21 protein-coding genes and 2 tRNA genes are annotated in these 24399 nt (G+C 63.7%); 8 read left to right on the top strand and 15 right to left on the bottom strand.

The genetic code is table 11. The features are described from left to right. Positions 1-4: 4 nt before the first annotated feature. The gene (locus tag EBQ26_RS04905) at positions 5-1564 is read right to left on the bottom strand and encodes a leucyl aminopeptidase (RefSeq protein WP_122237915.1); all 1560 of its coding nucleotides are present in this window, start codon (positions 1562-1564) and stop codon (positions 5-7) included. 55 nt (positions 1565-1619) lie between these two features. On the opposite strand from EBQ26_RS04905, the gene lptF reads away from it, so the two are divergent. After that, entirely contained in the window at positions 1620-2759 is a 1140-nt protein-coding gene (lptF, locus tag EBQ26_RS04900; RefSeq protein ID WP_122237914.1) for an LPS export ABC transporter permease LptF, read from the top strand. Then, complete coding sequence (gene lptG, locus EBQ26_RS04895) at positions 2756-3973, top strand: LPS export ABC transporter permease LptG (RefSeq protein WP_122237913.1); 1218 nt, start codon at positions 2756-2758, stop codon at positions 3971-3973. Before lptF ends, lptG begins: the two co-directional genes overlap by 4 nt. A gap of 148 nt (positions 3974-4121) precedes the next feature. Here the strand turns inward: lptG and leuD are convergent, their stop codons facing one another. From leuD to EBQ26_RS04835, 12 genes are all read right to left on the bottom strand, one after another. Beyond that, entirely contained in the window at positions 4122-4790 is a 669-nt protein-coding gene (gene leuD / locus EBQ26_RS04890) for a 3-isopropylmalate dehydratase small subunit (RefSeq protein ID WP_122238033.1), read from the bottom strand. Between the two features lie 172 nt (positions 4791-4962). Then, positions 4963-5103, bottom strand: a complete 141-nt coding sequence (locus EBQ26_RS04885; RefSeq protein ID WP_122237912.1) for an entericidin A/B family lipoprotein — start codon at positions 5101-5103, stop codon at positions 4963-4965. 123 nt (positions 5104-5226) lie between these two features. After that, a complete protein-coding gene (gene leuC, locus EBQ26_RS04880) occupies positions 5227-6678 on the bottom strand; it encodes a 3-isopropylmalate dehydratase large subunit (RefSeq protein ID WP_122238032.1) in 1452 nt (483 codons plus the stop codon). A 213-nt stretch (positions 6679-6891) separates the two neighbouring features. After that, positions 6892-7920 (bottom strand): ABC transporter ATP-binding protein, encoded by a 1029-nt coding sequence (locus EBQ26_RS04875; RefSeq protein ID WP_122238031.1) that lies wholly within the window; start codon positions 7918-7920, stop codon positions 6892-6894. A gap of 55 nt (positions 7921-7975) precedes the next feature. Beyond that, positions 7976-8959, bottom strand: a complete 984-nt coding sequence (locus tag EBQ26_RS04870; RefSeq protein ID WP_122238030.1) for an ABC transporter ATP-binding protein — start codon at positions 8957-8959, stop codon at positions 7976-7978. Between the two features lie 98 nt (positions 8960-9057). Continuing rightward, positions 9058-9969 carry an ABC transporter permease gene (locus EBQ26_RS04865; protein ID WP_122237911.1) on the bottom strand — a complete coding sequence of 304 codons (912 nt, stop codon included), beginning with the start codon at positions 9967-9969 and terminating at the stop codon, positions 9058-9060. 45 nt (positions 9970-10014) lie between these two features. Next, positions 10015-10875 (bottom strand): 2,3-dihydro-2,3-dihydroxybenzoate dehydrogenase, encoded by an 861-nt coding sequence (dhbA, locus tag EBQ26_RS04860; RefSeq protein ID WP_122237910.1) that lies wholly within the window; start codon positions 10873-10875, stop codon positions 10015-10017. After that, complete coding sequence (locus EBQ26_RS04855) at positions 10872-11528, bottom strand: isochorismatase family protein (protein ID WP_122237909.1); 657 nt, start codon at positions 11526-11528, stop codon at positions 10872-10874. Before EBQ26_RS04855 ends, dhbA begins: the two co-directional genes overlap by 4 nt. 27 nt (positions 11529-11555) lie before the next feature. Beyond that, entirely contained in the window at positions 11556-12791 is a 1236-nt protein-coding gene (locus tag EBQ26_RS04850) for an isochorismate synthase (RefSeq protein ID WP_122237908.1), read from the bottom strand. 117 nt (positions 12792-12908) lie between these two features. Next, entirely contained in the window at positions 12909-14021 is a 1113-nt protein-coding gene (locus EBQ26_RS04845; RefSeq protein WP_122237907.1) for a Bug family tripartite tricarboxylate transporter substrate binding protein, read from the bottom strand. Between the two features lie 123 nt (positions 14022-14144). Further along, positions 14145-15125 carry an ABC transporter permease gene (locus EBQ26_RS04840; protein ID WP_122237906.1) on the bottom strand — a complete coding sequence of 327 codons (981 nt, stop codon included), beginning with the start codon at positions 15123-15125 and terminating at the stop codon, positions 14145-14147. A 150-nt stretch (positions 15126-15275) separates the two neighbouring features. Beyond that, positions 15276-16859: an ABC transporter substrate-binding protein gene (locus tag EBQ26_RS04835; protein WP_122237905.1), complete on the bottom strand. Its 1584-nt coding sequence runs from the start codon at positions 16857-16859 to the stop codon at positions 15276-15278. A gap of 232 nt (positions 16860-17091) precedes the next feature. On the opposite strand from EBQ26_RS04835, the gene EBQ26_RS04830 reads away from it, so the two are divergent. Continuing rightward, positions 17092-18132 carry an asparaginase gene (locus tag EBQ26_RS04830; protein ID WP_122237904.1) on the top strand — a complete coding sequence of 347 codons (1041 nt, stop codon included), beginning with the start codon at positions 17092-17094 and terminating at the stop codon, positions 18130-18132. 87 nt (positions 18133-18219) lie between these two features. Here the strand turns inward: EBQ26_RS04830 and infC are convergent, their stop codons facing one another. After that, positions 18220-18822 carry a translation initiation factor IF-3 gene (gene infC, locus EBQ26_RS04825; RefSeq protein ID WP_122237903.1) on the bottom strand — a complete coding sequence of 201 codons (603 nt, stop codon included), beginning with the start codon at positions 18820-18822 and terminating at the stop codon, positions 18220-18222. Between the two features lie 84 nt (positions 18823-18906). After that, complete coding sequence (gene thrS, locus EBQ26_RS04820) at positions 18907-20826, bottom strand: threonine--tRNA ligase (protein ID WP_122238029.1); 1920 nt, start codon at positions 20824-20826, stop codon at positions 18907-18909. A gap of 294 nt (positions 20827-21120) precedes the next feature. On the opposite strand from thrS, the gene EBQ26_RS04815 reads away from it, so the two are divergent. The 5 genes from EBQ26_RS04815 to EBQ26_RS04800 all read left to right on the top strand — a co-directional run bounded on the left by EBQ26_RS04815 (position 21121) and on the right by EBQ26_RS04800 (position 24382). Continuing rightward, a tRNA-Arg gene (locus EBQ26_RS04815) sits at positions 21121-21198 on the top strand. Positions 21199-21241: 43 nt separating this feature from the next. After that, positions 21242-21319, top strand: a tRNA-Arg gene (locus tag EBQ26_RS04810). 206 nt (positions 21320-21525) lie between these two features. Continuing rightward, a complete protein-coding gene (locus EBQ26_RS04805; protein ID WP_122237902.1) occupies positions 21526-22914 on the top strand; it encodes a bifunctional enoyl-CoA hydratase/phosphate acetyltransferase in 1389 nt (462 codons plus the stop codon). 18 nt (positions 22915-22932) lie between these two features. Beyond that, positions 22933-23160 (top strand): hypothetical protein, encoded by a 228-nt coding sequence (locus EBQ26_RS12580; RefSeq protein ID WP_147473997.1) that lies wholly within the window; start codon positions 22933-22935, stop codon positions 23158-23160. Between the two features lie 19 nt (positions 23161-23179). Further along, positions 23180-24382, top strand: coding sequence for an acetate/propionate family kinase (locus tag EBQ26_RS04800; RefSeq protein WP_122237901.1), 1203 nt, complete (start codon positions 23180-23182; stop codon positions 24380-24382). The last annotated feature ends 17 nt before the right edge of the window (positions 24383-24399 follow it).

Below are 24399 nucleotides of genomic sequence, written 5' to 3'. Positions count from 1 at the left end.
GCCTTCAGCTTGCCTGGCCCAGCAGGTAGTGCATCAGCAGGCCCACGGGGCGGCCGGTCGCGCCTTTGGCATTGCCGCTTTTCCAGGCCGCGCCAGCGATGTCCAGATGCGCCCAGGGCCAGTCGCCCGTGAACTTTTGCAGGAACTTGGCGGCGGTGACCGAGCCGGCCTCGCGCCCGGCCACGTTGGCCATATCGGCGAAATGGCTTTTCAGGCCCGTAGCGTAGTCGTCATCCAGGGGCATGCGCCAGGCGCGGTCTTGCGTTTGCTCGCCCGCCTCCAGCAGGGCCTGGGCCAGCGCGTCGTCGTTGGCGTACAGGCCGCTGCGCAGCTTGCCCAGGGCGATGACGCAAGCGCCGGTGAGGGTGGCGATATCGACCACGGCGTGGGGCTTGAAGCGGTCGGCGTAGCTGAGCGCGTCGCAGAGGATGAGGCGGCCTTCGGCATCGGTGTTGAGGATTTCGATGGTTTGCCCGCTCAGGCTGGTGACGACGTCGCCGGGCTTGGTGGCTTTGCCGCCGGGCATGTTTTCCGTGGCGGGGATGAGGCCGACGACGTTGATGCGCGGCTGCAATTGCGCCAGCGCCTGGAACACGCCCAGCACGCTGGCCGCGCCGCACATGTCGAACTTCATCTCATCCATGCTGGCGGCGGGCTTGAGGGAGATGCCGCCGGTGTCGAAGGTCACGCCTTTGCCTACCAGCACCACGGGGGGCTGGTTTTTGGCTGCGCCCTGGTAGTGCAGCTCGATGAATTGCGGCGGCTGGGCCGAGCCGCGCGCCACAGAGAGGAAGGCGCCCATCTTCAGCCGCTCGATCTCGCGCAGGCCGTGGATTTTGGCGGTGATCTGGGGCGCTTGGGCCAGCTCGCGCGCGGTGTGGGCCAGGTGCTCGGGCGTGGCGTGGTTGGCGGGCAGGTTGCCCAATTGGCGCGCCAGCGCGATGCCTGCGGTGATGCCCTGGGCGCGCGCAAAGGCATCTTGCGCCAGGGCTTTGTTGGGCACGCCCAGAACGATTTTCTCCAGCGCCAGCGGGTGCGCGCTGGGCTTGGTGTCCTGGTATTGGTAGGTGGCCTCATCCAGCGCCTGCACCAGGGCCAGGGTCTGGCTTTCGCTGGGGCTTTGCGCGTCGCCCGGGGCGCTTTGCCAGAGTACGACGGCTTTTTTCACGCTGTCGTGCAAGAAGGCGGCACGGGCGGTTTGCAGGGCTTTGGCGATGTCGTGGGGCTGGCCTTTGCCGGTGGCCAGCAGCACGACTTTGCGCGCAGCGACTTGTGCGACACTGTAGAGCGCCAGTTGGTTGCCGGGCTTGTCCAGCAGGAGATCGCCCGCGCTGCTGGCTTGATCGATGAGGGCGGCAAGGCCCTCGGGCGCGCTGGCCTGGCTGATCTTGGCTGATGCCGTGGCCGCTGTTTTGGCGCTGGCTTTGGCGGCTGGCTTGGCAGCGGGTTTGTTTGCAGCCTGGGCATCGGCCTGGGCGGCGGGCAGCAAAACCAGCAGCAAATCGGCTTTTTCCCGCGCGGCGGTTTGCAAATCCAGGGTTTTCAGCTCCAGCGTGATGGGCATGTGTGCATTCCTTTGATCGGTCGATAAGAATTCGGAACTTCCCTTCCCAACCCCCATGTTGTTCGATACCTCTCTGCGCAAGGATTTGTCCCGCAGCTTTCTGGGCACGCTCACGGTGCTGTTGATGGTGGTCATCACCTTGATGCTGATTCGCACGCTGGGCCAGGCCAGCAAGGGGTCGGTCAGTCCGTCCGACATTATGCTGGTGATGGGCTACACGGTTTTGGGCTACATGCCCATTGTGTTGAGCTTGAGCCTGTTCGTGGCCGTCATTGGCACGCTGGCGCGCATGTACCAGGACAGCGAAATGGTGATCTGGTTTGCCAGCGGGCGGGGGCTGGCGGGCTTTTTGCCCACGCTGGCGCGCTTTGCCTGGCCGCTGGTGCTGGCCATTGGCGCGCTGTCGCTGTTTGCCTGGCCGTGGTCGCAGGCGCAAATTCTGGATTTGCGCAACCAGTTCCAGCAGCGCAGCGATCTCGATCGCATTGCGCCGGGCGAATTTCAGGTTTCCTCCAGCGGCGACAGCGTTTTTTTCGTGGACCGCGACAGCAGCTCGCTGGAGCAGGCGCGGCAAATCTTCTTTGCGCAGGAAAAGCCCGAGGAGAGTTCCGTCACCACCGCGCGCAGCGCCAGTCTGGTGCAGCAAGGCGGTCAAAGCTGGGTGGTGCTGGAGACTGGCCAGCGTGTGGAGCAAATCCGTGGCGACAAACCCGCGCTGCGCGTGGCCGAGTTCGACCGCTATGAAGTGCTGTTGCGGCGCGACCCGGTTAGCGAGGCGCAAACCAGCATCCGCGCTACGCCCAGCGCCGAGCTGCTGGCCAGGATCGACGATCCCGAGCAGGGCAACGCCTACGAGGCCGAGCTGGTCTGGCGCGCCGGGCTGGCGCTGGCGGCCATCAACTACATCATCCTGGCGCTGGCGCTGACCAGCAGCAACCCGCGCTCGGGCCGCATGGGCCATGTGGTGACGGCGCTGCTGGTCTTTGTGGTGTATTTCAACCTGCTCTCGCTGGGGCAGAACTGGGTGGCGCGCGGACGCATCCACGGCGGGCTGTGGCTGGCCCTGCTGCATGGGGGCGTGTTTGTGCTGGCCTGGGCCTGGCTGATGGCGCGCAATGCCCAGTGGACGCTGGGCCAGTGGCGCGGGCGGGCGCGCCGCAAAGCCGTCGTCGCAGGCGGGGAGGGCCGCGCATGAAAATCGTCACCCGTATGCTGCAAAGCGAAATCATCGCCACCGTGGCGATGACGACGCTGGCGTTTCTGGCCCTGCTGCTGTTTTTCGATTTGATTGACGAGAGCCGCTTCGTCAGCCGCTCGGGCGTGCAATCGTCCTACGGCGTGGCGCAGATGCTGGGGCACATGGCCTTGTCGGCCCCCATGCATGTGTATGAGCTGCTGCCCATTTGCGTGCTGATTGGCTCCGTGTTTGTCATGGCCCGCTATGCGCGCACCTCGCAATTCACCATCTTGCGCACGGGTGGGCTGGGGCCGGGGCAGGCGCTGGGCATTTTGCTTTCGGTCGGGCTGCTGTTTACGGCGGTGACGTTTGTGATGGGCGATTACGTCGCGCCCTGGGCCGAGCGCTCGGCCCAGTTGCTGCGCGCCAAGCACTTGGGCGGGCAGGTGCACGCGGGCCGGGCCGGGGCCTGGTTGCGCGAGCGGCAGGCCGCGCCGGCAGAGTGGCAGGCAGGCGGCGGCCAGGATGGCGGGGAGCAGACAGGCGGCTCTGTCATCGTCAGCGTGGCCGCCGTGCGCACCGATGGCCTGGCGCAAGGTGTGCGTATCTTCCAGTTCGGGCCTGATGGGCGGCTTCAGCGGCAAATCCGCGCCGACAGCGCCGAGCTGCCGCCCGCGCACGATGCTGCGGGCCAAGGGGCCTGGCTGCTGCATAACGCCCATGAGCAGGTGCTCCCCGCAGGTGTGGCGCCGCCCGTGTTGCAGGCCGATGGCAGCCTCAACGGCGCGCTGGAGCCGATGCGGGTGCAGCAGCACGCCCGGCTGCGCTGGCCCACCACGCTCAGCCGCGAGATGCTTGATGCGGCCATCCTCAAACCCGATGGCATGTCCACCATGCAGCTCATCAGCTACGTCAACCACCTGCGCGCCAACGACCAATCCACCCAGCGCTTTGAAATCGAGCTGTGGCGCAAGGTGTTTTACCCGCTGGGCTGTTTGGTGATGATGGTGCTGGCGCTGCCGTTTGCGTATTTGCACTTTCGCTCCGGCAGCATCGTCGGTCACATGTTCCTGGGCATTTTGGTGGGCATCAGCTACCTGATGCTCAACAACGTGCTGGGCTATGTGGGCAATTTGCGCGGCTGGTCGCCGCTGCTGGCCGCGGCCACGCCGGCGCTGCTCTACAGCGCGCTGGCGCTGGGTGTATTCGTCCACATGGTGCGCAAGCGGTGAAGTGTGTTGCACATCAAGATGAAAATGGATTGATGTGCATATTGCCGAAATAGCGTTGTTTTATTGCTTTTGATTTATAAAAAAGAGCCGCCTGGGTTGGCGGCTCTTTCGGTGTGTGCGCAGTGCGCGTCGTTCAAAGGCGGCGGGCTTACTCCGGCGCGCGCTCAACCGCCATCGTGTGGGCCAGCCAGGGCTTGCGCGCCAGGCGTTCGGCCTCGAACGCGCGGATCTTGTCGGCGTGGCGCAGCGTCAGGCCGATGTCGTCAAAGCCATTGAGCAGGCAGTATTTGCGAAACGGGATGATGTCAAAGGGCAGCGGCTCGCCCTGCGGCGGCAGGATGTGCTGGTTTTCCAGATCGATGGTCAGCTCGTAGCCGGGGAAGGCGTACACCTCGTCAAACAAACGGCTGACGACCGATTCGGGCTGCACGATGGGCAGCAGGCCGTTTTTGAAGCTGTTGTTGAAAAAGATGTCCGCGTAGCTGGGCGCGATGATGGCGCGAAAGCCGTATTGCACCAGCGCCCAGGGCGCGTGCTCGCGCGAGGAGCCGCAGCCGAAGTTCTGGCGCGTCAGCAGAATCGAGGCCCCTTTGTAGCGCGGTTGGTTGAGCACAAAGTCCGGGTTGGGTTTGCGCTCGGACTCGGGCACGCCGGGCTGGCCCGGCTGGTCCAGATAACGCCATTCGTCAAACAGGTTGGGGCCAAAGCCTGTGCGTTTGATGGATTTGAGAAATTGTTTGGGGATGATGGCGTCGGTATCGACGTTTTCCCGATCAAGCGGGGCGACTAAGCCTTTGTGGACGGTGAACTTCTGCATGGTGCTCCGGGGGGCGCAGCGGCGTGGGGTGATCCAAATCAAAAGAAAAATGGCTTCATGCCTGCGATGCCGAAATGGCAATGTTTTATTTCTCTTGATTTATAAAATAAATCCAACCCGCCCCAGGTGGATGGAGGCGGGCTGGGTGGGCAGGCCCTTGCGGGCCGGGGCATTACTTGGCTTTTTCAGCAGCGCGCTCGATGGCTTCGCCGCCTTTTTGCACGTCCTGGCCAACGCCTTGCACGGTGTTGCAGCCCGTCACAGCCAGGGCCAGCAGCGATGCGAACACAGCCGATGCGATTTTTTTCATCATGTTTCTCCTTGAAAGGATGGTTGGAAAAACCAGCGCCGCCGGGGGGCTGGCGCTGGAAGGGGCAACCTTACTACAACGTTTTTGCACAGCCAGCTACGGCGGCCCGATAGGCTGGCGGCGCGCTCAGGCAAAGCGGCGCACGTCCACAAAATGCCCGTGGATGGCGGCGGCGGCGGCCATGGCGGGGCTGACCAGATGGGTGCGCCCGCCCGCGCCCTGGCGGCCTTCGAAATTGCGGTTGCTGGTGGAGGCGCAGCGCTCGCCGGGCTCGAGCCGGTCGGCATTCATGGCCAGGCACATGGAGCAGCCTGGCTCGCGCCATTCAAAGCCTGCTGCGGTGAAGATTTTGTCCAGCCCTTCGCGCTCGGCCTGCTCGCGCACCAGGCCAGAGCCGGGCACCACCATCGCCAGCTTGACGTTTTTGGCGACTTTCTGGCCCAGCTTTTTCACTACGGCAGCGGCTTCGCGCATGTCTTCAATGCGGCTGTTGGTGCATGAGCCGATGAAGACTTTGTCCACATGGATGTCGGACAGGGGCTTGCCCGGCTCCAGGTTCATGTAGTGCAGGGCGCGCTCCATGGCATTGCGCTTGACGGCGTCCTTTTCCTTGTCGGGATCGGGCACGCGCGCGTCCACGCCCAGCACCATCTCCGGCGAGGTGCCCCAGGTGACTTGGGGCACGATTTGCGTGGCGTCCAGCTCGACGATTTTGTCGAACACGGCATCGGGGTCGGAGTGCAGGTTGCGCCAGTAGGCGACGGCGTGATCCCATTCGGGCCCGCCGACGAAGCGGCCGGTGGCTTCGTCAAAGCCGGGCGCCAGCGGGCGGCCTTTGAGGTATTCGATGGTTTTGTCGTCCACGGCCACCAGCCCGGCGCGCGCGCCCGCCTCGATGGCCATGTTGCAGATGGTCATGCGCCCTTCCATGCTCAGGGCGCGAATGGCGCTGCCGGCGAATTCGATGGTGTAGCCCGTGCCGCCTGCGGTGCCGATCTTGCCGATGATGGCCAGCACGATGTCTTTGGCGGTGATGCCTGGCGCCACTTGCCCTTCGACGCGGATGAGCATGTTTTTGGCTTTTTTCGCCAGCAGGGTTTGCGTGGCCATGACGTGCTCGACTTCGCTGGTGCCAATGCCGTGCGCCAGCGCGCCAAACGCGCCGTGGGTGGAGGTGTGGCTGTCGCCGCAAACGACGGTCATGCCCGGCAAGGTGGCGCCGTTTTCCGGCCCGACGACGTGCACGATGCCCTGGCGGCGGCTCATGAAGGGGAAGAAGGCGGCCGCGCCAAACTGGTTGATGTTGTGGTTGAGGGTGACGATTTGCTCTTTGCTGATGGGGTCTTCAATGCCGTCGTAGCCGCGCTCCCAGCCGGTGGTGGGGGTGTTGTGGTCGGCCGTGGCGACGATGGAGCTGATGCGCCAGACTTTGCGACCGGCCTCGCGCAGGCCCTCGAAAGCCTGCGGGCTGGTGACTTCGTGCACCAGGTGGCGGTCGATGTAGAGCACGGCGGTGCCGTCTTCCTCGGTGTGCACGACGTGCTCGTCGAATATCTTGTCGTAGAGGGTTTTGCTCATGGCGCTGTTCGTGAGGGCTGTTCGTGAGGTGTAGGGGTAGGGCGACAAACGCTCTATTGTAAAGAGGCGGCGTTTTTTCCCGCTTCAGGCAGTGACTTTGCACGCGCGCTGCGTGCTTGGCGTTGCGGTTTGTTTTTCCAATCAATGGAAAATGGATTCATTGACTATGTTGCCGAAATGGCATTGTTTATTTTCCATTGATTTGTAATTTGATCAATCCAGGCGCCCTTCCTGCACGGCGTGGCAGGCGACCTGGGTGGCGCCGGCCTGGAACATGACGGGGCGTTCGCTGCGGCAGCGCTCGTTGGCGTGGGGGCAGCGGGGGTTGAAGGCGCAGCCTTTGGGCGGGTTGAGCGGGTTGGGCACTTCGCCTTGCACGGGGGTGCGGGCGCGGCCGGTGTCGTGCATTTTGGGGATGGCGTCCAGCAGCATGCGCGTGTAGGGGTGGCGCGGACGGTCGAACAGATCGTGCTTGCTGGCCAGCTCGACGATGCGGCCCAGGTACATGACGCCGACGTGGTCGCTGACGTGCCGCACGACGGCGAGGTTGTGCGAGATGAACAAATAGGTGAGCTGGCGCTGGCGTTGCAGGTCTTTCATGATGTTGAGAACCTGCGCTTGCACGGAGACATCGAGCGCGCTGGTGGGTTCGTCGCAGACGAGGAACTCTGGCTCGGTGGCCAGCGCGCGCGCAATGGAGATGCGCTGGCGCTGGCCGCCGGAGAATTGGTGGGGGTATTTGCCCATGTCCAGCGCACTCAGGCCGACCGATTGCAGCAGTTGGCCCACGCGCTCTTGCAGGGCGACGCTGCCGCGCAGCATGCCGTGTTCGCGCAGCGGCTCGGCGATGATGTCGCGCACCAGCCAGCGGGGGTTGAGGCTGGCGTAGGGATCCTGAAAAATCATCTGGATGCGGCGGCGGATGGCTTCGGCGCCAGCGCCTGCGTAGGCGGCGTGGGCGTCTTGCCCTTCAAAGAGGAATTGGCCGCGCGTGGGTTTGTAAAGGCCCACGAGCAGGCGCGCGACGGTGCTTTTGCCGCAGCCCGATTCGCCCACCAGCGCCAGGGTTTGGCCTTTTTCGATGGTGAAGCTTACGCCATCGACGGCGTGCAAAAAGGTTTTGGGCTTGCCTTCGAGCACGCGGTTGAGCCAGGGGGCGGAGACGTCGAAGGTGCGGGCGAGGTCGTGCGCTTGCACCAGCGGGGCGCTGCCGGGCTGGCTGGTGGTGGCCGCAGTGGCCATAGTGGGGGCGAGGGTGTCGATCGTGGCGGTCATGGCGTGTTTTCCCGGTTGTCGGTCACTGGGCGCAAGGCGCGGCGTGGGCGTGTTCTTGCACCAGCCAGCAGGCGGCCTGGGTGGCGCCTGCGTTCATCAGCTCGGGGCGTTCGCTCAGGCAGCGCTCGTGCGCTTGCGGGCAGCGGGGGTTGAAGGCGCAGCCGGGGGGGATGGCGTTCAGGCGCGGCATGGCGCCGTCGATTTGGTTGAGGCGCTCCTTGTCCATCTCCATGTCGGGGATGGAGGCCATCAGCCCGCGCGTGTAGGGGTGGGCGGGGTGGTTGATGACTTCGTGCACGGGGCCGATTTCGGCCACGCGCCCGGCGTACATGACGGCGACGCGGTCGCAGGTTTCGGCGATCACGCCCATGTCGTGGGTGATGAGCATGACGGCGGCGCCATGCTCTTTGCACACGCGTTTGAGCAAGGTGATGATTTGCGCCTGGATGGAGACATCCAGCGCGGTGGTCGGCTCATCGGCGACGATGAGTTTGGGCTCGGCCGCCAGCGCCAGGGCGATGACCACGCGCTGGCGCATGCCGCCGGAGAATTGGTGCGGGTAGTGGTCGATGCGCTGCTCGGCGGCGGGGATGCCGGTGTCCTTGAGCAGCTCGATGGCCCTCTGGCGCGCCTGCTGGCGGCTCATGGGCAGGTGGGTGAGGATGGTTTCGGTGAGCTGGCGGCCGACGGTGTAGAGCGGGTTGAGCGAGGTCAGCGGGTCCTGGAAGATGGCGCCGATGTGGCGGCCGCGGATGGGGCGCATTTGCTCTTGCGTGAGCTGATCGAGGCGCTGGCCGTCCAGCCAGATTTCGCCGCTGGCGACGCGCCCGGGCGGCTCGAGCAGGCCGATGATGGAGGCGCCGGTGAGCGATTTGCCCGCGCCCGATTCGCCCACCACACCCAGGATTTCGCCCGGGGCGATGGAGAAGGAAACGCGGTCGAGCGCGCGCAAGGTGCCGCGGCGGTTGGGGAATTCGACGACGAGGTTTTTGACTTCAAGCAGCATGGGCAGAGCGTGGGTGTGTTTTTTATCGATCAATAGGAAATAAAATGGCCTTGTTTCGGTATGTTAGGTATAAAGGCGATTTTACATTGATTGGAATATCAACTCAGGCGCGGGTTGAGCGCATCGCGCAGCCAGTCGCCCAGCAGGTTGACCGACAGCGCGATGAGCACCAGCATCAGGCCGGGGAAGATGGTGATCCACCACTCGCCGGAGAACAGGTAGTCGTTGCCCACGCGGATGAGCGTGCCCAGCGAGGGTGAGGTTGGCGGCGCGCCCACGCCGAGAAAGGACAGCGTGGCCTCGGTGATGATGGCGGTGGCGACCTGGATGGTGGCCAGCACCAGCACCGGCCCCATGACGTTGGGCAGCACGTGCTTGCGCATGATGCGCAGCGAGGGCACGCCGGTCACGCGCGCGGCCTGCACGTATTCCTTGCCGCGCTCGACCAGGGTGGAGCCGCGCACGGTGCGCGCGTATTGCACCCAGCCCGTCAGCGCGATGGAGAGCACCAGCACGGCAAAGGTGATGTCTTCGCCCGAGTTGGGAAACAGCGTGCGCGCTACGCCGAAAATCAGCAGCGCCACGAGGATGGAGGGAAAGGACAGCATCACGTCGCACACGCGCATGAGCAGGCTATCGACCCAGCCGCCCTTGAAACCTGCCAGCAGCCCCAGCGAAACGCCGATGAGCAGCGACAGCGCCACCGAGCCCAGGCTGACCAGCAGCGAGATGCGCGCGCCGTAGATGAGCGCGGAGAAGATGTCGCGCCCCTGGTCGTCCGTGCCCAGCAGGTATTTGCTGCTGCCGCCTTCGAGCCAGACGGGCGGCAGGCGCGAGTCGGAGAGTTCCAGCGTGCTCAAGTCCAGCGGGTTGTGCGGCGCGACCCAGCCGGCAAAGGCGGCGCAAAACAGGCATACGGCGGCGATCAGCGCAGCAAGAATGGCCACGGGCGAGTGGCGAAAGCTGTAGCCCAGGTCGCTGTCCCACCAGCGGGCGAGGGTTCGAATCATCGGGGGTTCCTTTGTCTCTTGGGGTGAGTGGTCTTTGGTCTGTGGCTACACGCCCAGCGTGGCGCCGCCATCGGCGACGATTTGCTGCATGGTGATGTGCCCGGCTTGCTCGCTGGCCAGAAACAGCACGCTGTGGGCGATGTCCTGCGGCGTGGCGATTTTGCCCAGGGGGATGCCGAGCTTGAACTGCTCGGGCAGGCCCTGGATCAGGCGCTGCTGGCCTGCCGCATCGCCCAGCATGCCCGCCAGCATGGGGGTGTCGGTCGAGCCGGGCGAGACGATGTTGCAGCGCACGCCGTAGGGCGCCAGCTCCAGCGCCACGCCGCGGCTGAGGCTGAGCAGCGCGGCTTTGGAGGCAGCGTAGGCCAGCATGCCCAGGCGCGGCAAATTGGCCGCGTTGGAGGCGATGTTGACGATGCTGCCGCGCCGCTGGCGCTTGAAAATGGGCGTCCATTGCTGGATGAGGGTGAAGGGGCCGATGGCATTGACGGCCATGCTGCGCTGCCAGTCCTGCGCGGTGAGATCGTCCAGCCCGCCCATGCGCAAGATGCCGGCGGCGTTGACGAGCACGTCCAGCCGCGCCTCTTCCTGCTGCAAGCGGGCGCTGACGGCTTGCACCGCAGCGGCATCGGCGATGTCCAGCGCCAGCAGCCGCCAGGGGCGCTCGGGCGTGGCGGGGCTGTCGGGTGCGTCGGCCAGCACATCCAGGCCGATGACTTGCGCGCCCTGGGCGGCAAAGCTTTGCGCAATGCAGCGGCCAATGCCTTGGGCTGCGCCGGTGACCAGTACGCGCTGGCCGGCAAATTGGCCCGTGAGTTGGCCCGTGAGTTGGCCTGTGGGGCGGCCTGTAGATTGGCTCTCAAGTTGGCCCGCAAAGGGCGTGGGGGTGGAGGCGGCGCTGGTCATGGCGGGGTTTGCTTGTTGGTGGTGGTGCGCGTGACTTCTTGCGTGCCGATCACGACGCCGCAGCGCGAGGCGACGTAGCGCAGCGCCATGTCGTGCTCGTCGCGGGAGAAATCGGCCAGCGCGTCGGCGACGAAGAAGGGCTGGATGTCGTGCATGAATGCATCCACGGCGGTGACCATGCAGCCGATATGCGCGTACACGCCGCCGATGAGCAGTTGATCGCGCCCCCAGTCTTGCATGCGCTGGGCCAGGTCGGAGCGGGCGAAGGCGCTGTAGCGCCATTTGGTGAGCGCCACATCCTGCGGGCGCGGCAGCAGCTCGGGCACGATCTCGGCCTGCTCGGGCGCGGCGGCGGGCAGGCCGGGGCCCCACATGTCGTTGAGCAGGGCGCGGTCTTGCGCCGCCTGCTGGTGGGGCTGGGCGGTGTAGAGCACGGGCACGCCGTGGGCATCGGCCCAGTGGCGCAGGGCGGCGAGGTTGCGCAGCAGTGCGGGCAGCAGCGCGCCGCCGGGCTGGTAAAAGCGCAGGAAGTAACGCTGCATGTCGTGGATCAGCAGCGCGCAGCGGCGGGCCTCAAGCGGCCACTGCACGCGGCTGGCGGGCCATTGGCCCGGTTGCGGCATGGCGTAGTCGGAGATGGTGGGGATGCTCATGGCGGTTCGGGTTATGACTGGTTCGGGTTATGACTGGGATGGGATGGCCTGGGGCTGCAAGGATTGGAGAAAGGTGCTGAGCTTGGCGGCGGTTTCCTGCACTTCGCGCTCGGGGTCGGAGCCGCTGACGATGCCCGCGCCCGCATACAGCCGCAAGCGGCGTTGCCCGTCGAACTGCGCGCAGCGGATGGTGATGGCCCATTCGCCATCGCCGTTTTCACGCTGCCAGCCCACCAGGCCCGCGAAGTAATCGCGCGCAAACGGCTCCAGCGCCTGAATGTGGGCCAGCGCCTGGGCGGTGGGGCTGCCGCACAGGGCGGGCGTGGGGTGCAGGGCCAGCGCCACGTCCAGCGCCGTGGTGGCTCCATCGCGCAGCGTGGCGGTGATGGTGGTGCCCAGGTGCCACAGGGCATCGGTGCCGATGACGCTGGGGCGCTCGGGCACATCCACCTCGCAGCACAGCGGCGCGAGGTGGCGGGCGATGTCCTGGGTGACGTAGCGGTGCTCGCGCAGGTCTTTCTCGGAGGCGGCCAGGCCCTGACGGCGGCGCTCGTCCTCGGCCGCATCGGCATGGCGCGGGATGGAGCCTGCCAGCGGGTGCAGCGTCAACTGCCGGCCGCTGCGGCGCACCAGCAGCTCGGGGCTGGCGCCCAGCATGCTGCCGTGCGGCGCACCTGCGGCGTTGCACAAGGGGATGTGGAACAAAAAGGCGTGCGGGTTGCGCGCCGCCAGCCGCTGCACGATGGCACCGGGTGAGAGGGGGCCGCCCGCCTGCACATCCAGCGCGCGCGCCAGCACGATTTTGTGCAGCTCGCCGCGCTCCAGCAGCGCCAGCGCCTGGCGCACCAGTTCGGCATAGCGCTCAGGCGAGGGCAGGGGCGTGGTGTGCAGTGCCGGGTCGGGTGTTTGCACCGCCTGTTGAGGCAAAGGGCCGCTGGTTTGCACCAGCCGTGCAGGGATGGAGAAGCTGGCCGGCTGGCGCACGTCGAAGGGAATGGCGGCAAAGAGCTGCGCTTGCCCGATGCCCCGCGTGCGCGCCTGGGCAAACAGCGTTTGCACGGTGTGGGGCGTGGCGGGTGCGAGGCAGTGGATGTCTTGCGCATGGGCGTGCGAGCGCCACTGCTGTTGCATGGGGGTGGTGAAAAACACTTCGCCTGCCGCCAGCGTTGCAGTGGCAGATGTGGCGGATGCTTCGGTAGCGGATGCAGCAGCGAAAGGGGCGCCAGGCGCGGTAGAGGGGTCAGCGGAAAGGGCAGCAGGCATAGCGGATTGCGTCAAGGTTCTCGGGCGCAGGGCTGGCTGGCTGGGCCGCTGTAAGAGGGCGGCTGGCTGGACGGCGTTCTGTGCGGATGGGGCCAAGGGAGATGGGCAAGGCGTGCTTCAGGGCGTTTTTGAGGTGGCGGTTGGGTCGGTGGTGGGCGGTGTGGCCTCTGGCGTGTTCTTGGGGGCGTTCAGGGGCGCGTTCAGGGGCGCAGCGGTTGTAGGCTGGGCCGCCAGCCCCAGGCGCTCGATCACGGGCGCCCAGCGTTGCGACTCTTGTTGCAGGTAGCGGGCGAAGTCCTCGGGCGTGCCGGGTGCGGGTTGCATGTGCATGCCCGCTAGGCGCTGGCGCACTGATTCGTCTTGCAGGGCCTGGGTGAGGGCGGCGTTCAGACGCGCCAGCACCTGCGCGTTCAGGCCCGCCGGCGCGACGAAGCCGATCCAGCCCGAGCCTTCGATGCCGGGATAGCCCAGCTCGGCCACGGTGGGCACGTCGGGCAGGGCGGCCATGCGCTGGGCCGAGACGGCGGCCAGGGCGCGCAGCTTGCCGCCCTGGATCATGGGCATGACGGCCACGGGCGGCAAGGCGGCAAACTGGGTGTCGCCATTGAGCAGCGAGGTCACCGCCGCAGGCGAGGAGGGGTAGGGCACGTGCAGCGCCTGCCCTTGCGCGCGGGCCATCAGCAGCTCCACCGCCAGGTGCGAGACGGTGCCCGCCCCGGTGCTGGGAAAGTTCAGGCGCGATTGCGGCGCGCGGGCGGCGGCGAGCAAATCGTCCAGATGCTTGAGGGGTGAATCGGCGGGCACGACCAGCAGGTTGTACTGGTGCACGGCCAGGGTGATGGGCTGCAAATCGCGTTCGGGGCGGTAGGGCAGGTTGGCGTCCATCAGCGGGTTGTTGACCAGTGGCCCGGTGATGGAGACGCCGATGGTGTAGCCATCGGGCGCAGCCTTGGCGATGGCGTGGGTGCCGATGTTGCCGCTGGCGCCGGGGCGGTTGAGCACCACCATCGACTGGCCCAGGCTTTGCGCGGCGTGCTCGATGACGATGCGGCTCATCACGTCCGGGCTGGAGCCTGCGCCAAACGGCACGATGACGGAGATGCTGCGCGTGGGCCAGGCCGAATTGGCAGCGGATGCCCCTGCGGCATGGGCGGGTGCGCCCAGCGCGCAGAGGGCGGCGGCAGAGGCAGCGCCCAGCCAGGTACAAAAGGTGCGGCGAAGAAGGGTCATGGTGGTTATAGGTGGATTATTTTATATATCAAAAAGAAACAAAACAACCTTATTTCGGCATGATGTGTAACGTTTCATTTTTACCTTGATTTGCAATTGCGGTGTGGGTTTGTGCGGCCGCATTCAATGGCCGGAGGATTTGTCCACGCGCAAACGCGGATCGACGGCGAAGTACAGCAAATCCACGATCAGGTTGATGACCACAAAGATCAGCGCGATCAGGCACAGATAGGCCGCCATCACGGGCACATCGGCAAACGTGACCGCGTTGATGAACAGCAGCCCCATGCCGGGCCACTGGAACACGGTTTCCGTCACGATGGCAAAGGCAATCAGCCCGCCGAGCTGCAAGCCGGTGATGGTGATGACGGGCACCAAGGTGTTCTTGAGCGCATGGCCAAAGTAAATCGCGCGGTTGTGCAGGCCGCGCGCGCGGGCGAACTTGATGTAGTCGGTGCGCAGCACCTCCAGCATTTCCGCGCGCACCAGCCGCATGATGAGCGTGAGCTGGAAGATCGCCAGCGTGATCGCTGGCAGCGTGATGTGGTGCCAGCCTTGCAGCGTCAGCAAGCCTGTGTTCCACCAGCCCAAGTCCGTCACCGGCCCGCGCCCGAAGCTGGGAAACCACCCCAGATGCACGGCGAACACCAGAATCAGCAAGATGCCGATGAAAAACGTCGGCAAGGACACGCCCAGCAGCGAGAACGTCATGAACGCCTGGCTCATCAAGCTGCCCCGGCGCAGCGCCGCATATACGCCCATGGGCAAGCCCACCAGCAGCGCCAGCGCGGCGGCCACCAGCGCCAGCTCCAGCGTGGCGGGAAAGCGCTGGGCAATCAGCTCGGAAACCGGCACGCCCTGGCGCAAACTCACGCCGAACTGGCCTTGCATGGCGTTGACGAGGAAATACCAAAACTGCACGAAAAAGGGCTGATCCAGCCCCAGATCGGAGCGCAACTGGGCGATTTCTTCAGCCGTGGCGTCCTGCCCCAGCATGGCGTAAACCGGATCGCCCACGTACTGGAACAGCATGAACGCAATCAAGGCCACCGAGGCCATGACGATCGCGGCCTGGATCAGGCGGCGGAGTATGAAAACAAGCATCGCGAGGGGAGGGCTGGGTGCGCGCCGCTTGGGGCGCAAAAAACAAGCCGCTGGCCTGGGCCAGCGGAGATGGGGAACGGCGCAAAAGGCGGGGGAAGGCGTGCAAGGCGCGCTTGGCGCCCGCCCTTTGCGCCATGGCAGGCGGCAGGATCAGTCGATCACGACCAGGCGCATATCCAGGCGGTTGTCCGCACGGTGCACCACGTTGACGTTTTTCTTCATCGCCCAGGGGATGACCTGGTTGTGCAGCGGCAGGTGCGAGATCGTGTCGTTGGAGACTTTCAGCGCCTGGCGCAGCAGCTCGGTGCGCTTGTCTTGGTCGCTCTCTTGCTTGGCGGCATCGATGAGCTTGTCGGCCTCGGCATTGCTGTAGCGGCCCACGTTGTAGTTGCCGTCCGCGCCTTCGGTGCGCGTGCGCACCAGCGATTGCAGCGTGTACATGGCATCAAACGTCGGCACGCCCCAGCCCAGCATGTAAATGCTGGCCTCATGGCGCTGGATCATGGGCATGTAAGTGGCCACGGGTTGCGTGCGCAGCTTGGCCTTGACGCCGATGCGCGCCCACATGGCGGTGACGGCCTGGCAAATGGCCTCGTCGCTGATGTAGCGGTTGTTGGGGCAGGCAAAGTCCACTTCGAAACCGTTGGGGTAGCCTGCTTCGGCCAGCAGCTTCTTGGCCTCCTCCACGCTGTAGGGCAGGCGCTGGTCCAGCTCCTTGGTCCAGCCGTTGACCATGGGCGCAATCAGCGTGCCCGTAGGCTGGCCCAGGCCGCGCATGGTGTTTTTGGTGATGGCGTTGACGTCGATGGCCTGGTAGAGCGCCTGGCGCACTTTCTGGTCTTTCAGCGGGTTTTTGCCCTTGATGTTGGAGCCAGGCAGCTCGTCGCGGTGCTGATCCATGCCAAAGAAGATGGTGCGGTATTCCACTCCGTCCACCACCTTCAGGCTGGGCGTTTTGCGCAGGCGGGGCAGGTCTTGCGGCGTGGGGTCGAGCACGAAATCCAGCTCGCCCGAGAGCAGCGCGGCCATGCGTGTGGCCGCCGAGCCGATGGGCTGGTAAATCACTTCGGTGACGTTGCCTTCCATCTTGCCCCACCAGTGGGGGTTGCGTTTGAACACCATGCGGGTGTCTGGCTGCCACGACTCCAGCGTGTAGGGGCCGGTGCCCATGGCGTTGCGGTGCGCGAAGTTTTCTTCCGTGCCCTTCATGTCCTTGGGTTCAAGCGAGTTGTTCTTCTCGGCCCAGGCTTTGCTCATGATGCGCAGCTCGGTGAGCTGACGCGTGAGGATGGGGTTGGGCGCTTTGAGGTGGATGTCGATCGTATGGGGATCGACTTTCTCCACCCGCTCAATGCCGTTGGTGAAAACGGCCAGGTTGGAGGTGGGCTTCATCGCGCGCTCAATCGAGAAAACCGCATCATCGGCGGTGAACTCGCTGCCGTCAGAGAATTTCACCCCCTCGCGCAGTTTGAAGCGCACCTGGGTGGGGGTGATTTCTTCCCAGGACGTAGCCAGTACGGGATCGATTTCAAACGTGCGGCTGTTGTAGTAGGTCAGCGATTCATACACCATCGCGTGCATCGCGTTGTTGGTGTTGTTGTTCTGCATGTGGATGTCCCAGCTCGTCACATCCCCTTGGCTGGACCATTTGAAGGTCTTGGCTTGTGCGCCCATCGGCAACGCCGCAATGGCCAGCGCCACGGATGCAGCCAGCAGATTTTTTTTGTGAATCATGGAAAGCTCCTTCGGAGTTTTTGAAAAAATGACCAGACACGGCGCGCAGTGCAAGCAAGCTCTCACCCAAGCACGCCAGAGTGGGGCGGATTCTAGAGTGCATGGCCTGTGCGAGAGAGGTCCCGGCTGGATACCCTTTGCGGGGTTTCCCTGATTGACTTGGGAATGAACCGCTCGGAGCGAACTTCAAAGCCCAAAATGCCGGTGAAAACCATTTCAAGGGGAAAGTCGCATGAATTCTTTGCCTGTTTTGGCCATTTTGGCCACTGGCGGCACCATTGCTGGCGTGGCCGACGCACAAGCGCAAGCGGGGTATCAAGCTGCAGCATTGCGTATCGAGGACTTGCTGGCCGCTGTCCCCGCTTTGCAGCAATTGCCCGCACGCTTGCAGGCAAGCCAAGTGCTGCAAAAGGACAGCAAAGATCTGGATGCTGAGGATTGGTTGAGCATTGCCCACGCAGTCCGCCAGGCGCTGGCCGATCCGCAAATAGCGGGGGTGGTGGTCACCCATGGCACGGATACGCTGGAAGAAACCGCCTGGTTTTTGCACCGTGTGCTGCCGCCTTCCGATAAGCCGGTGCTGTTGGTGAGCAGCATGCGCCCGGCCACTGCTTTATCGCCCGATGGGCCGCAAAACTTGCTTGATGCTTGTCAGGCGGCCCTGTCCGGCTTGCCAGGCGGCGGGGCTGTCGGCCCTCGTTTGCGCGGCGTGTTAGCTGTGGCTGCGGGTGCGCTCCACACAGCCCAGTTGGTGCAAAAAATGCAGCCGTTTCATATTCCCGCGTTTGGCTCTGGCGAGGCAGGCCCTTGGGGCTGGGTAGAAAACGGCATGGTGCGGTTGGCGGGAGCAACTGCGGGGGATGTGGCGGCTGGCGATTGGCCCGCTGGCCTACACAGCGCTTTGTTAACGCGCCCCATCACCGAGGTTTTGAGCGTTTTGCCTGCGGTGGCATGGCTGAGCAGCCATGCCCACTTCGATTCCCGCCAGGTACAGGCCTTACAGGCAGCGGGTTTTGATGGCGCGCTGGTGGCCGCTACCGGCAATGGCACGCTGCATCATGCCCTGGAGGCGGCATTGATTGCAGCCCAGCGGGCCGGCTTCAGTGTGGCGTTGACCAGCCGTTGTCCGCTGGGACGCGTCGTCGCGCCTGCCCCTGGTGCGATTGCATCGCCGTGGCCCATCGTGCCCTTGCCTGCGGCAAAAGCACGGCTGGAGTTGTTGATGCAGCTATGGTGCGCGCGCTTGCAAGGGCGCGCAACAGCAACAGAGTGATGGAGCCTACTGGCCTATTGACTCCCTCATCGCGGTGAATGGGGCTGCCCGGCATGGTGCGCGAGCTGCCCTCATTCCGAGTTGGGATTAGGCTGAGGCTTCCCCGCCCTCAGCCTTGGGCTTTGCGCCACCGGCTTTTTTGCGTTGCGGGGCAATCATCATCACCATTTGGCGGCCTTCGAGCTTGGGAAATTGCTCGACCACTATGGCGTCGCCCAGCTCATCGCGCAGGCGATTGAGCAAGTCCAGACCCAGGTTTTGGTGGGTGATCTCCCGGCCGCGGAAGCGCAAAGTGACCTTGACTTTGTCGCCATCTTCCAGGAAGCGGCGGATATTGCGCAGCTTGATGTTGTAGTCGCCATCATCGGTGCCAGGGCGGAATTTGACTTCCTTGATTTCAATCACCGTCTGGCGCGCCTTGGCTTCTGCCGCGCGTTTTTGCTCCTGGTATTTGAACTTGCCGTAGTCGATCAGCCGTGCTACCGGGGGAGAGGCGGTAGGCGCAATCTCGACCAGATCCACATCCAAGTCGCCAGCCATGCGCAACGCTTCTTGCAGGCTGATGATGCCGATGGCCTCGTTATCAGGGCCTGTGACGCGCAATTCGGGTGCGGTAATTTCACGGTTCAAACGGTGTTTGCGTTCTTCGCGCTGGCGGCGGTCGCGGTATTCAGTAGCTATGGTCTTCACCTTCAAAGTTGGTTGATGTCTTCGCCGCCCACAGAGGCTGGAGGGCGGAAAAAAGGCACCTCCATTGGGGTGCCTAGGCTTTGGTCATTGCTTGCTTTGAATCTTGTCAGTCAGCAGGCCAATGAACTGCTCCAGCGGCATGACGCCGAGATCCTGGTTGCCGCGGCCACGAACAGCCACGGTGCCTGCCGCTTTCTCCTTGTCGCCCACAACAAGAATAAACGGCACTTTTTTCAAGGCGTGCTCGCGTATTTTATAAGTGATCTTTTCGTTACGAAGATCGAGCGCGGCCCGGATGGGTTGATGTGGCAGGGCTTTTTGGAGTTTTTCAGCCAATTCACGACAGTAATCGGCCTGGGCATCGGTGATGTTGAGCACGCTCACTTGTTGCGGGGCCAGCCAGATGGGCAAGGCGCCTGCGTAGTGCTCGATCAGGATACCGATAAAACGCTCCAGGCTGCCCACGATAGCGCGGTGCAGCATGACGGGGCGGTGGCGGGCGCCATCTTCGCCAACGTATTCCGCATCCAGCCGCTCGGCCATGGAAAAGTCCACCTGGATGGTGCCGCATTGCCACTGGCGCCCCAGGGCATCGCGCAGGGTGTATTCGACTTTTGGGCCGTAGAAAGCGCCGTCGCCTGGAGCGATTTGGAATTCGCAGCCGGATGCGCGCAGACTTTCCATCAAGGCGTGCTCGGCCTTGTCCCAGATGGCGTCAGAGCCGATGCGCTGCTCGGGCCGGGTGGCGACTTTGTAGATGATGTCGGTAAAGCCAAAGTCCGCATACACCTTTTGCAGCAGGGCGCTGAAGGCGCTGACTTCAGCGAGGATTTGGTCTTCGGTGCAGAAGATGTGGCCATCGTCTTGCGTGAAGGCGCGCACGCGCATGATGCCGTGTAACCCGCCAGAAGGTTCGTTGCGGTGGCAGGAGCCGAATTCGCCGTAACGCAGTGGCAGATCGCGGTAGCTCTTGATGCCTTGCTTGAAGATCAGGATGTGGCCTGGACAGTTCATCGGCTTGAGCGCGTATTCGCGCTTTTCGCTTTCGGTCGTGAACATGTTTTCGCGGTACTTGTCCCAGTGACCGGTTTTCTCCCACAGGGTCTTGTCCAGGATTTGCGGCCCTTTGACTTCCTGGTAGCCGTTGTCCTGGTAAACGCGGCGCATGTATTGCTCGACTTGCTGCCAAATGGCCCAGCCTTTGGGATGCCAGAACACCGTGCCGGGCGAATGCTCGTCCTGATGGAAAAGATCCAGCTCGCGGCCCAGGCGGCGGTGGTCGCGTTTTTCGGCTTCTTCGATGCGCTGGATGTAGGCGTCAAGCTGCTTTTTGTCAGCCCAGGCGGTGCCGTAAACGCGTTGCAATTGTTCGTTGCGCGAGTCGCCGCGCCAATAGGCTCCAGCAAGTTTGGTCAGCTTGAAGGATTTGAGAAAGCGCGTGTTGGGCACGTGCGGGCCGCGGCACATGTCCACGTACTCCTGGTGGTAGTACAGGCCCATGGCGGTCTCATCCGGCATGTCATCAATCAGGCGCAGCTTGTAATCCTCGCCGCGCGACTGGAACACCTGGATGACTTCGGCGCGCGGGGTCATTTTTTTGATGACGTCATAGTCCTGCGCAATCAGCTCCTTCATGCGCTGTTCGATAGCGGCCATGTCTTCGGGGGTGAAGGGGCGCTCGTAAGCGATGTCGTAGTAGAACCCTTCTTCAATGACGGGGCCGATCACCATCTTGGCGGTGGGGTAGAGCTGTTTGACGGCATGGCCAACCAAGTGCGCGCAGGAGTGGCGGATGATTTCTAACCCTTCCTCGTCTTTGGGCGTGATGATTTGCAGCTTGGCATCGTGCTCAATGAGGTCGCAGGCATCGACCAGGCGGCCATTGACTTTGCCTGCTACGGTGTTTTTGGCCAAGCCGGGGCCGATGGCTGCGGCTACGTCGGCAACGGAGATGGCGTGATCGAACGTGCGCTCGGAACCATCAGGAAGAGTAATGCGGATCATGGTGTCAATGAGGGCCGGTCGGCGGGCGGGGCGTGGGCGCACAAACAGCAAAAAGCGCGGTCAAAGCCGCGCTGGGTTTGGCTGGGCAAATGTCGCATTGGCCTGTTCATGTCGGAGCAACGCGGCGTTTGCGCTGTCGCAACCTTTGCTATGTGCGCCGCCTGAGTAAGGTAAAGAAACGGATTCTCCCATAAAAAGCCAGGATAGGGCAGGCGTCAGACAGCTTGGGGTGGACGGCGGTATCGATAAAGAATGCAGAAAGCTGTTTTTTGTGTGCTAGAATTCTCCCCTTCAGCGGCTGTAGCTCAGTTGGATTAGAGTACTTGGCTACGAACCAAGGGGTCGTGGGTTCGAATCCTGCCAGCCGCGCCAATTTTCAAATTTGAAAGCCTCATTAAAGGGCTTTTTCTGTTTAGCGGCTGTAGCTCAGTTGGATTAGAGTACTTGGCTACGAACCAAGGGGTCGTGGGTTCGAATCCTGCCAGCCGCGCCAACCATCAAAACCCGCTTGCATCAGGCAAGCGGGTTTTTTTGTGCCTTGTGATCTTGTGCCAGATCTCGGGTTGGCTAGGACTGCGCCGCGGTGTGCGTCGAAGCGGCTGGATCCCCGGGTATGATGGTTTTCCCGCTTGACAGGTGCTCTGTCGTGTAGCGGGGTTTTTGAATCACGCCTGCGCAGCAGGCAGGGACGAGCTATTCATGCACTTAATCAATCGCACTTTTGACGAGATTCAGGTCGGTGAGCGTGCCCAGTTGCGCCGCCTTGTGACGGCGGACGATTTGTATGTTTTCGCCGCCGCGTCTGGCAATTTGAACCCCATGCATTTGCCCGATGTGGATGTCAACGGCGATGGCAAGCCGGAGAACATTGCCTCCACCATGTATGTGGCTTCGTTGGCCATTTCTTTGTTGGGCACGCATTTGCCGGGGCCTGGCACTTTGCTCAAGCGCAACACGTTCGAGGCTTTTGAGCGCGCCCATGTGGGGGAGGAGCTGCTGGTGCAGGTGGAGGTGCTGGGCAAAGAGGCCGATGGCATCGTGCACTTGCGCACCGGGGTGCAGCGCGTGGCCGATCAGGCGTTGATTCTGGAAGGGCAGGCCAGCGTTTATGCGCCCAAAGAGAAGTTCGACCGCGATGATGTCGAAGTCCCGGGCCTGCTGGTGCAGCGGCATCGTCACTTCGAGGCGTTGATCGAGCGCGCGCGCAGCCTGCCCGCCGTGCACATTGCGGTGGTGTGCCCCGATGATCCCAACTCTCTGGGCGGCGCCTTGCGTGCGGCGCACAAGGGCTTGATCGTGCCGATTCTGGTCGGCGATGCGCAGCGCATCCGGGCGGTGGCGCAAGAGTTGCAGCAGGATATTTCCGCTTTCGAGATCGTCGATGTCGAGGGCGATCGCGCTGCGTCGGCCATGGCGTGTGCGCTGGTCAACGAAGGCCGCGTGCATGCCGTGATGAAGGGGCATTTGCACACCGACGATTTGCTCCATCCCATGCTGGACAAGGCGATGGGCTTGCGCATGGGGCGGCGTTTCACGCACGTTTTCGTGATGGATGTGCCAGGCCGCGCCGAGCCGGTGATGGTCACCGATGCGGCCATCAACATCGCGCCGGATTTGCACACCAAAGTCGATATCGTGCAAAACGCCATCGATTTGGCGCAGGCGCTGGATATGACGCCGCGCGTGGGCGTGCTCTCGGCGGTGGAGACGGTCAACCCTGCCATTCAGTCGTCGCTGGATGCGGCGCTGCTGTCCAAAATGGCCGATCGCGGCCAGATCAAGGGCGGTTTGGTGGAAGGCCCGCTGGCGATGGATAACGCCATGGACGTGGGCGCTGCCCGCACCAAGGGCTTGAGCGGCGGCGTGGCCGGGCAGGCCAACATCCTGGTGGTGCCTGGCATCGATGCGGGCAACATGCTGGCCAAGCAACTGACCTTCGTCAGCCATGCGGAAGCTGCCGGCCTGGTGCTGGGGGCCAAGGTGCCGGTGATTTTGAATTCCCGCTCTGACAGCCCGATGGCGCGCCTGGCTTCCTGCGCCGTGGCCAACCTGCACTACGCTTGGCAGGCAAAGCAAAAGCAGCGATGAGCCGCTGGCGTTGGTGGCGTGACTGCTGCCAACGCTGCCGCAGCGCAAGTTGCCGATGGGGTCGCCAGCCGCTGCGCGCGTGTCGCGTTGCAGTTGTGGCGATCTGGCGTATGCCTGGCATTATTTTCCAATTCATTGGGAAATAAAATTTCCTTGTTTCGGCAATTTGGGTGTGAAATGGTTTTTCTTTTGATTGAAATGATTGGTGTGCGGGAAATGGCCCGCACCGTGCATGCATCAACCTGAACACAGTGGGTGACAACGAATGGCTGTCAATGGCGATTGGAGCGATTGCGGATTTCTCGTGCTCAACGCGGGATCTTCTTCCCTGAAAGTGGCGCTGTTTGCCGCCACGGGCGACGAGGCCTTGCTCTCGGGGAAGGTGGAAAAAATCGGCCCGGATGGGGTCATCCAGCTCAAGGACGCACAAGGGCAAGCTCTGCCTGTTGCCGAAGGTGTGGCCGAAGGGGATTTGGGCACCCACACTGGCGCTTTGATGGTGGTGATTCGGACGATCCAGCGCCACTTCCCCGCCCTGCGACTGGCGGCGGTGGGGCATCGCATCGTGCACGGCGGGCCGCAATTCAACGCGCCGCTCGTCATCACGTCCGATGTGATGCGGACGCTGGAGGCCCTGGCCCCCTTTGCACCGCTGCACCAGCCGCATAACCTGGCTGGCGTGCGCGCCGCCATGACTGCCTTCCCCGGCGTGCCGCAGGTGGCCTGCTTCGATACCGCCTTTCACCGCGACCAGCCGTTTGTCAACGACACCTTCGGCCTGCCCTCGCGCTATTACGAGCAGGGCGTGCGCCGCTACGGCTTTCATGGCTTGAGCTATGAATACATCACCGGCCAGATGCGGCAGCTTGCGCCGCAGTTGGCGGCGGGGCGCGTCGTCGTCGCGCACCTGGGCAACGGTGCCTCCATGTGCGCGGTGCATGACGGCCGGGCGGTGGCTTCCTCCATGGGTTTTTCGCCGCTGGATGGCTTGGCGATGGGCACGCGCTGCGGGCAGATCGATCCTGGCGTGCTGCTTTACATGCTGGATCAGGAAAAGCTCAGCAGCGCAGAGATTGCCCGCGTGCTCTACCACGAATCGGGCTTGCTGGGCCTGTCCGATCTGTCCAACGACATGCGCACGCTGGAGGCCGCTGGCACGCCGCAGGCTCAGCGCGCCATCGACTATTTCGTCATGCGCGCGCAACGCGAATTGGGCGCTTTGGCCGCGCAACTGGGCGGCTTGGATGCGCTGGTTTTTTCCGGCGGGATTGGCGAAAACTCCGTGCTCATTCGCGCCCGCATTTGCGAGCGCCTGGGGTGGATGGGTATTGAGCTGGACCCCGCCCGCAACGCCGAGCACGCCACCTGGATCTCCGCCGAGCAGGCGCGCACCGCTGTGCTGGTGGTGCGCACGCATGAGGAGCTGGTCATCGCCCGCTCGGTGCGGGCGGTGGTGGGCATGGCGTAGCGTTCAGAGCCCGCTCA

Origin of the sequence: Allofranklinella schreckenbergeri (genome assembly GCF_003703475.1) — a bacterium.
Taxonomy (GTDB): Bacteria; Pseudomonadota; Gammaproteobacteria; order Burkholderiales; family Burkholderiaceae_C; genus Lampropedia; species Lampropedia schreckenbergeri.
The sequence above is the reverse complement of the archived record's forward strand: the minus strand, read 5'-3'. Positions and strand labels throughout refer to the sequence as shown.

Excerpts from the sequence above, each read along its gene's own strand:
- EBQ26_RS04905 (WP_122237915.1), bottom strand. The coding sequence starts at position 1,564 with ATGCCCATCACGCTGGAGCTGAAAACCCTGGATTTGCAAACCGCCGCG.
- lptF (WP_122237914.1), top strand. The coding sequence starts at position 1,620 with ATGTTGTTCGATACCTCTCTGCGCAAGGATTTGTCCCGCAGCTTTCTG.
- lptG (WP_122237913.1), top strand. The coding sequence starts at position 2,756 with ATGAAAATCGTCACCCGTATGCTGCAAAGCGAAATCATCGCCACCGTG.
- leuD (WP_122238033.1), bottom strand. The coding sequence starts at position 4,790 with ATGCAGAAGTTCACCGTCCACAAAGGCTTAGTCGCCCCGCTTGATCGG.
- EBQ26_RS04885 (WP_122237912.1), bottom strand. The coding sequence starts at position 5,103 with ATGATGAAAAAAATCGCATCGGCTGTGTTCGCATCGCTGCTGGCCCTG.
- leuC (WP_122238032.1), bottom strand. The coding sequence starts at position 6,678 with ATGAGCAAAACCCTCTACGACAAGATATTCGACGAGCACGTCGTGCAC.
- EBQ26_RS04875 (WP_122238031.1), bottom strand. The coding sequence starts at position 7,920 with ATGGCCACTGCGGCCACCACCAGCCAGCCCGGCAGCGCCCCGCTGGTG.
- EBQ26_RS04870 (WP_122238030.1), bottom strand. The coding sequence starts at position 8,959 with ATGCTGCTTGAAGTCAAAAACCTCGTCGTCGAATTCCCCAACCGCCGC.
- EBQ26_RS04865 (WP_122237911.1), bottom strand. The coding sequence starts at position 9,969 with ATGATTCGAACCCTCGCCCGCTGGTGGGACAGCGACCTGGGCTACAGC.
- dhbA (WP_122237910.1), bottom strand. The coding sequence starts at position 10,875 with ATGACCAGCGCCGCCTCCACCCCCACGCCCTTTGCGGGCCAACTTGAG.
- EBQ26_RS04855 (WP_122237909.1), bottom strand. The coding sequence starts at position 11,528 with ATGAGCATCCCCACCATCTCCGACTACGCCATGCCGCAACCGGGCCAA.
- EBQ26_RS04850 (WP_122237908.1), bottom strand. The coding sequence starts at position 12,791 with ATGCCTGCTGCCCTTTCCGCTGACCCCTCTACCGCGCCTGGCGCCCCT.
- EBQ26_RS04845 (WP_122237907.1), bottom strand. The coding sequence starts at position 14,021 with ATGACCCTTCTTCGCCGCACCTTTTGTACCTGGCTGGGCGCTGCCTCT.
- EBQ26_RS04840 (WP_122237906.1), bottom strand. The coding sequence starts at position 15,125 with ATGCTTGTTTTCATACTCCGCCGCCTGATCCAGGCCGCGATCGTCATG.
- EBQ26_RS04835 (WP_122237905.1), bottom strand. The coding sequence starts at position 16,859 with ATGATTCACAAAAAAAATCTGCTGGCTGCATCCGTGGCGCTGGCCATT.
- EBQ26_RS04830 (WP_122237904.1), top strand. The coding sequence starts at position 17,092 with ATGAATTCTTTGCCTGTTTTGGCCATTTTGGCCACTGGCGGCACCATT.
- thrS (WP_122238029.1), bottom strand. The coding sequence starts at position 20,826 with ATGATCCGCATTACTCTTCCTGATGGTTCCGAGCGCACGTTCGATCAC.
- EBQ26_RS04805 (WP_122237902.1), top strand. The coding sequence starts at position 21,526 with ATGCACTTAATCAATCGCACTTTTGACGAGATTCAGGTCGGTGAGCGT.
- EBQ26_RS04800 (WP_122237901.1), top strand. The coding sequence starts at position 23,180 with ATGGCTGTCAATGGCGATTGGAGCGATTGCGGATTTCTCGTGCTCAAC.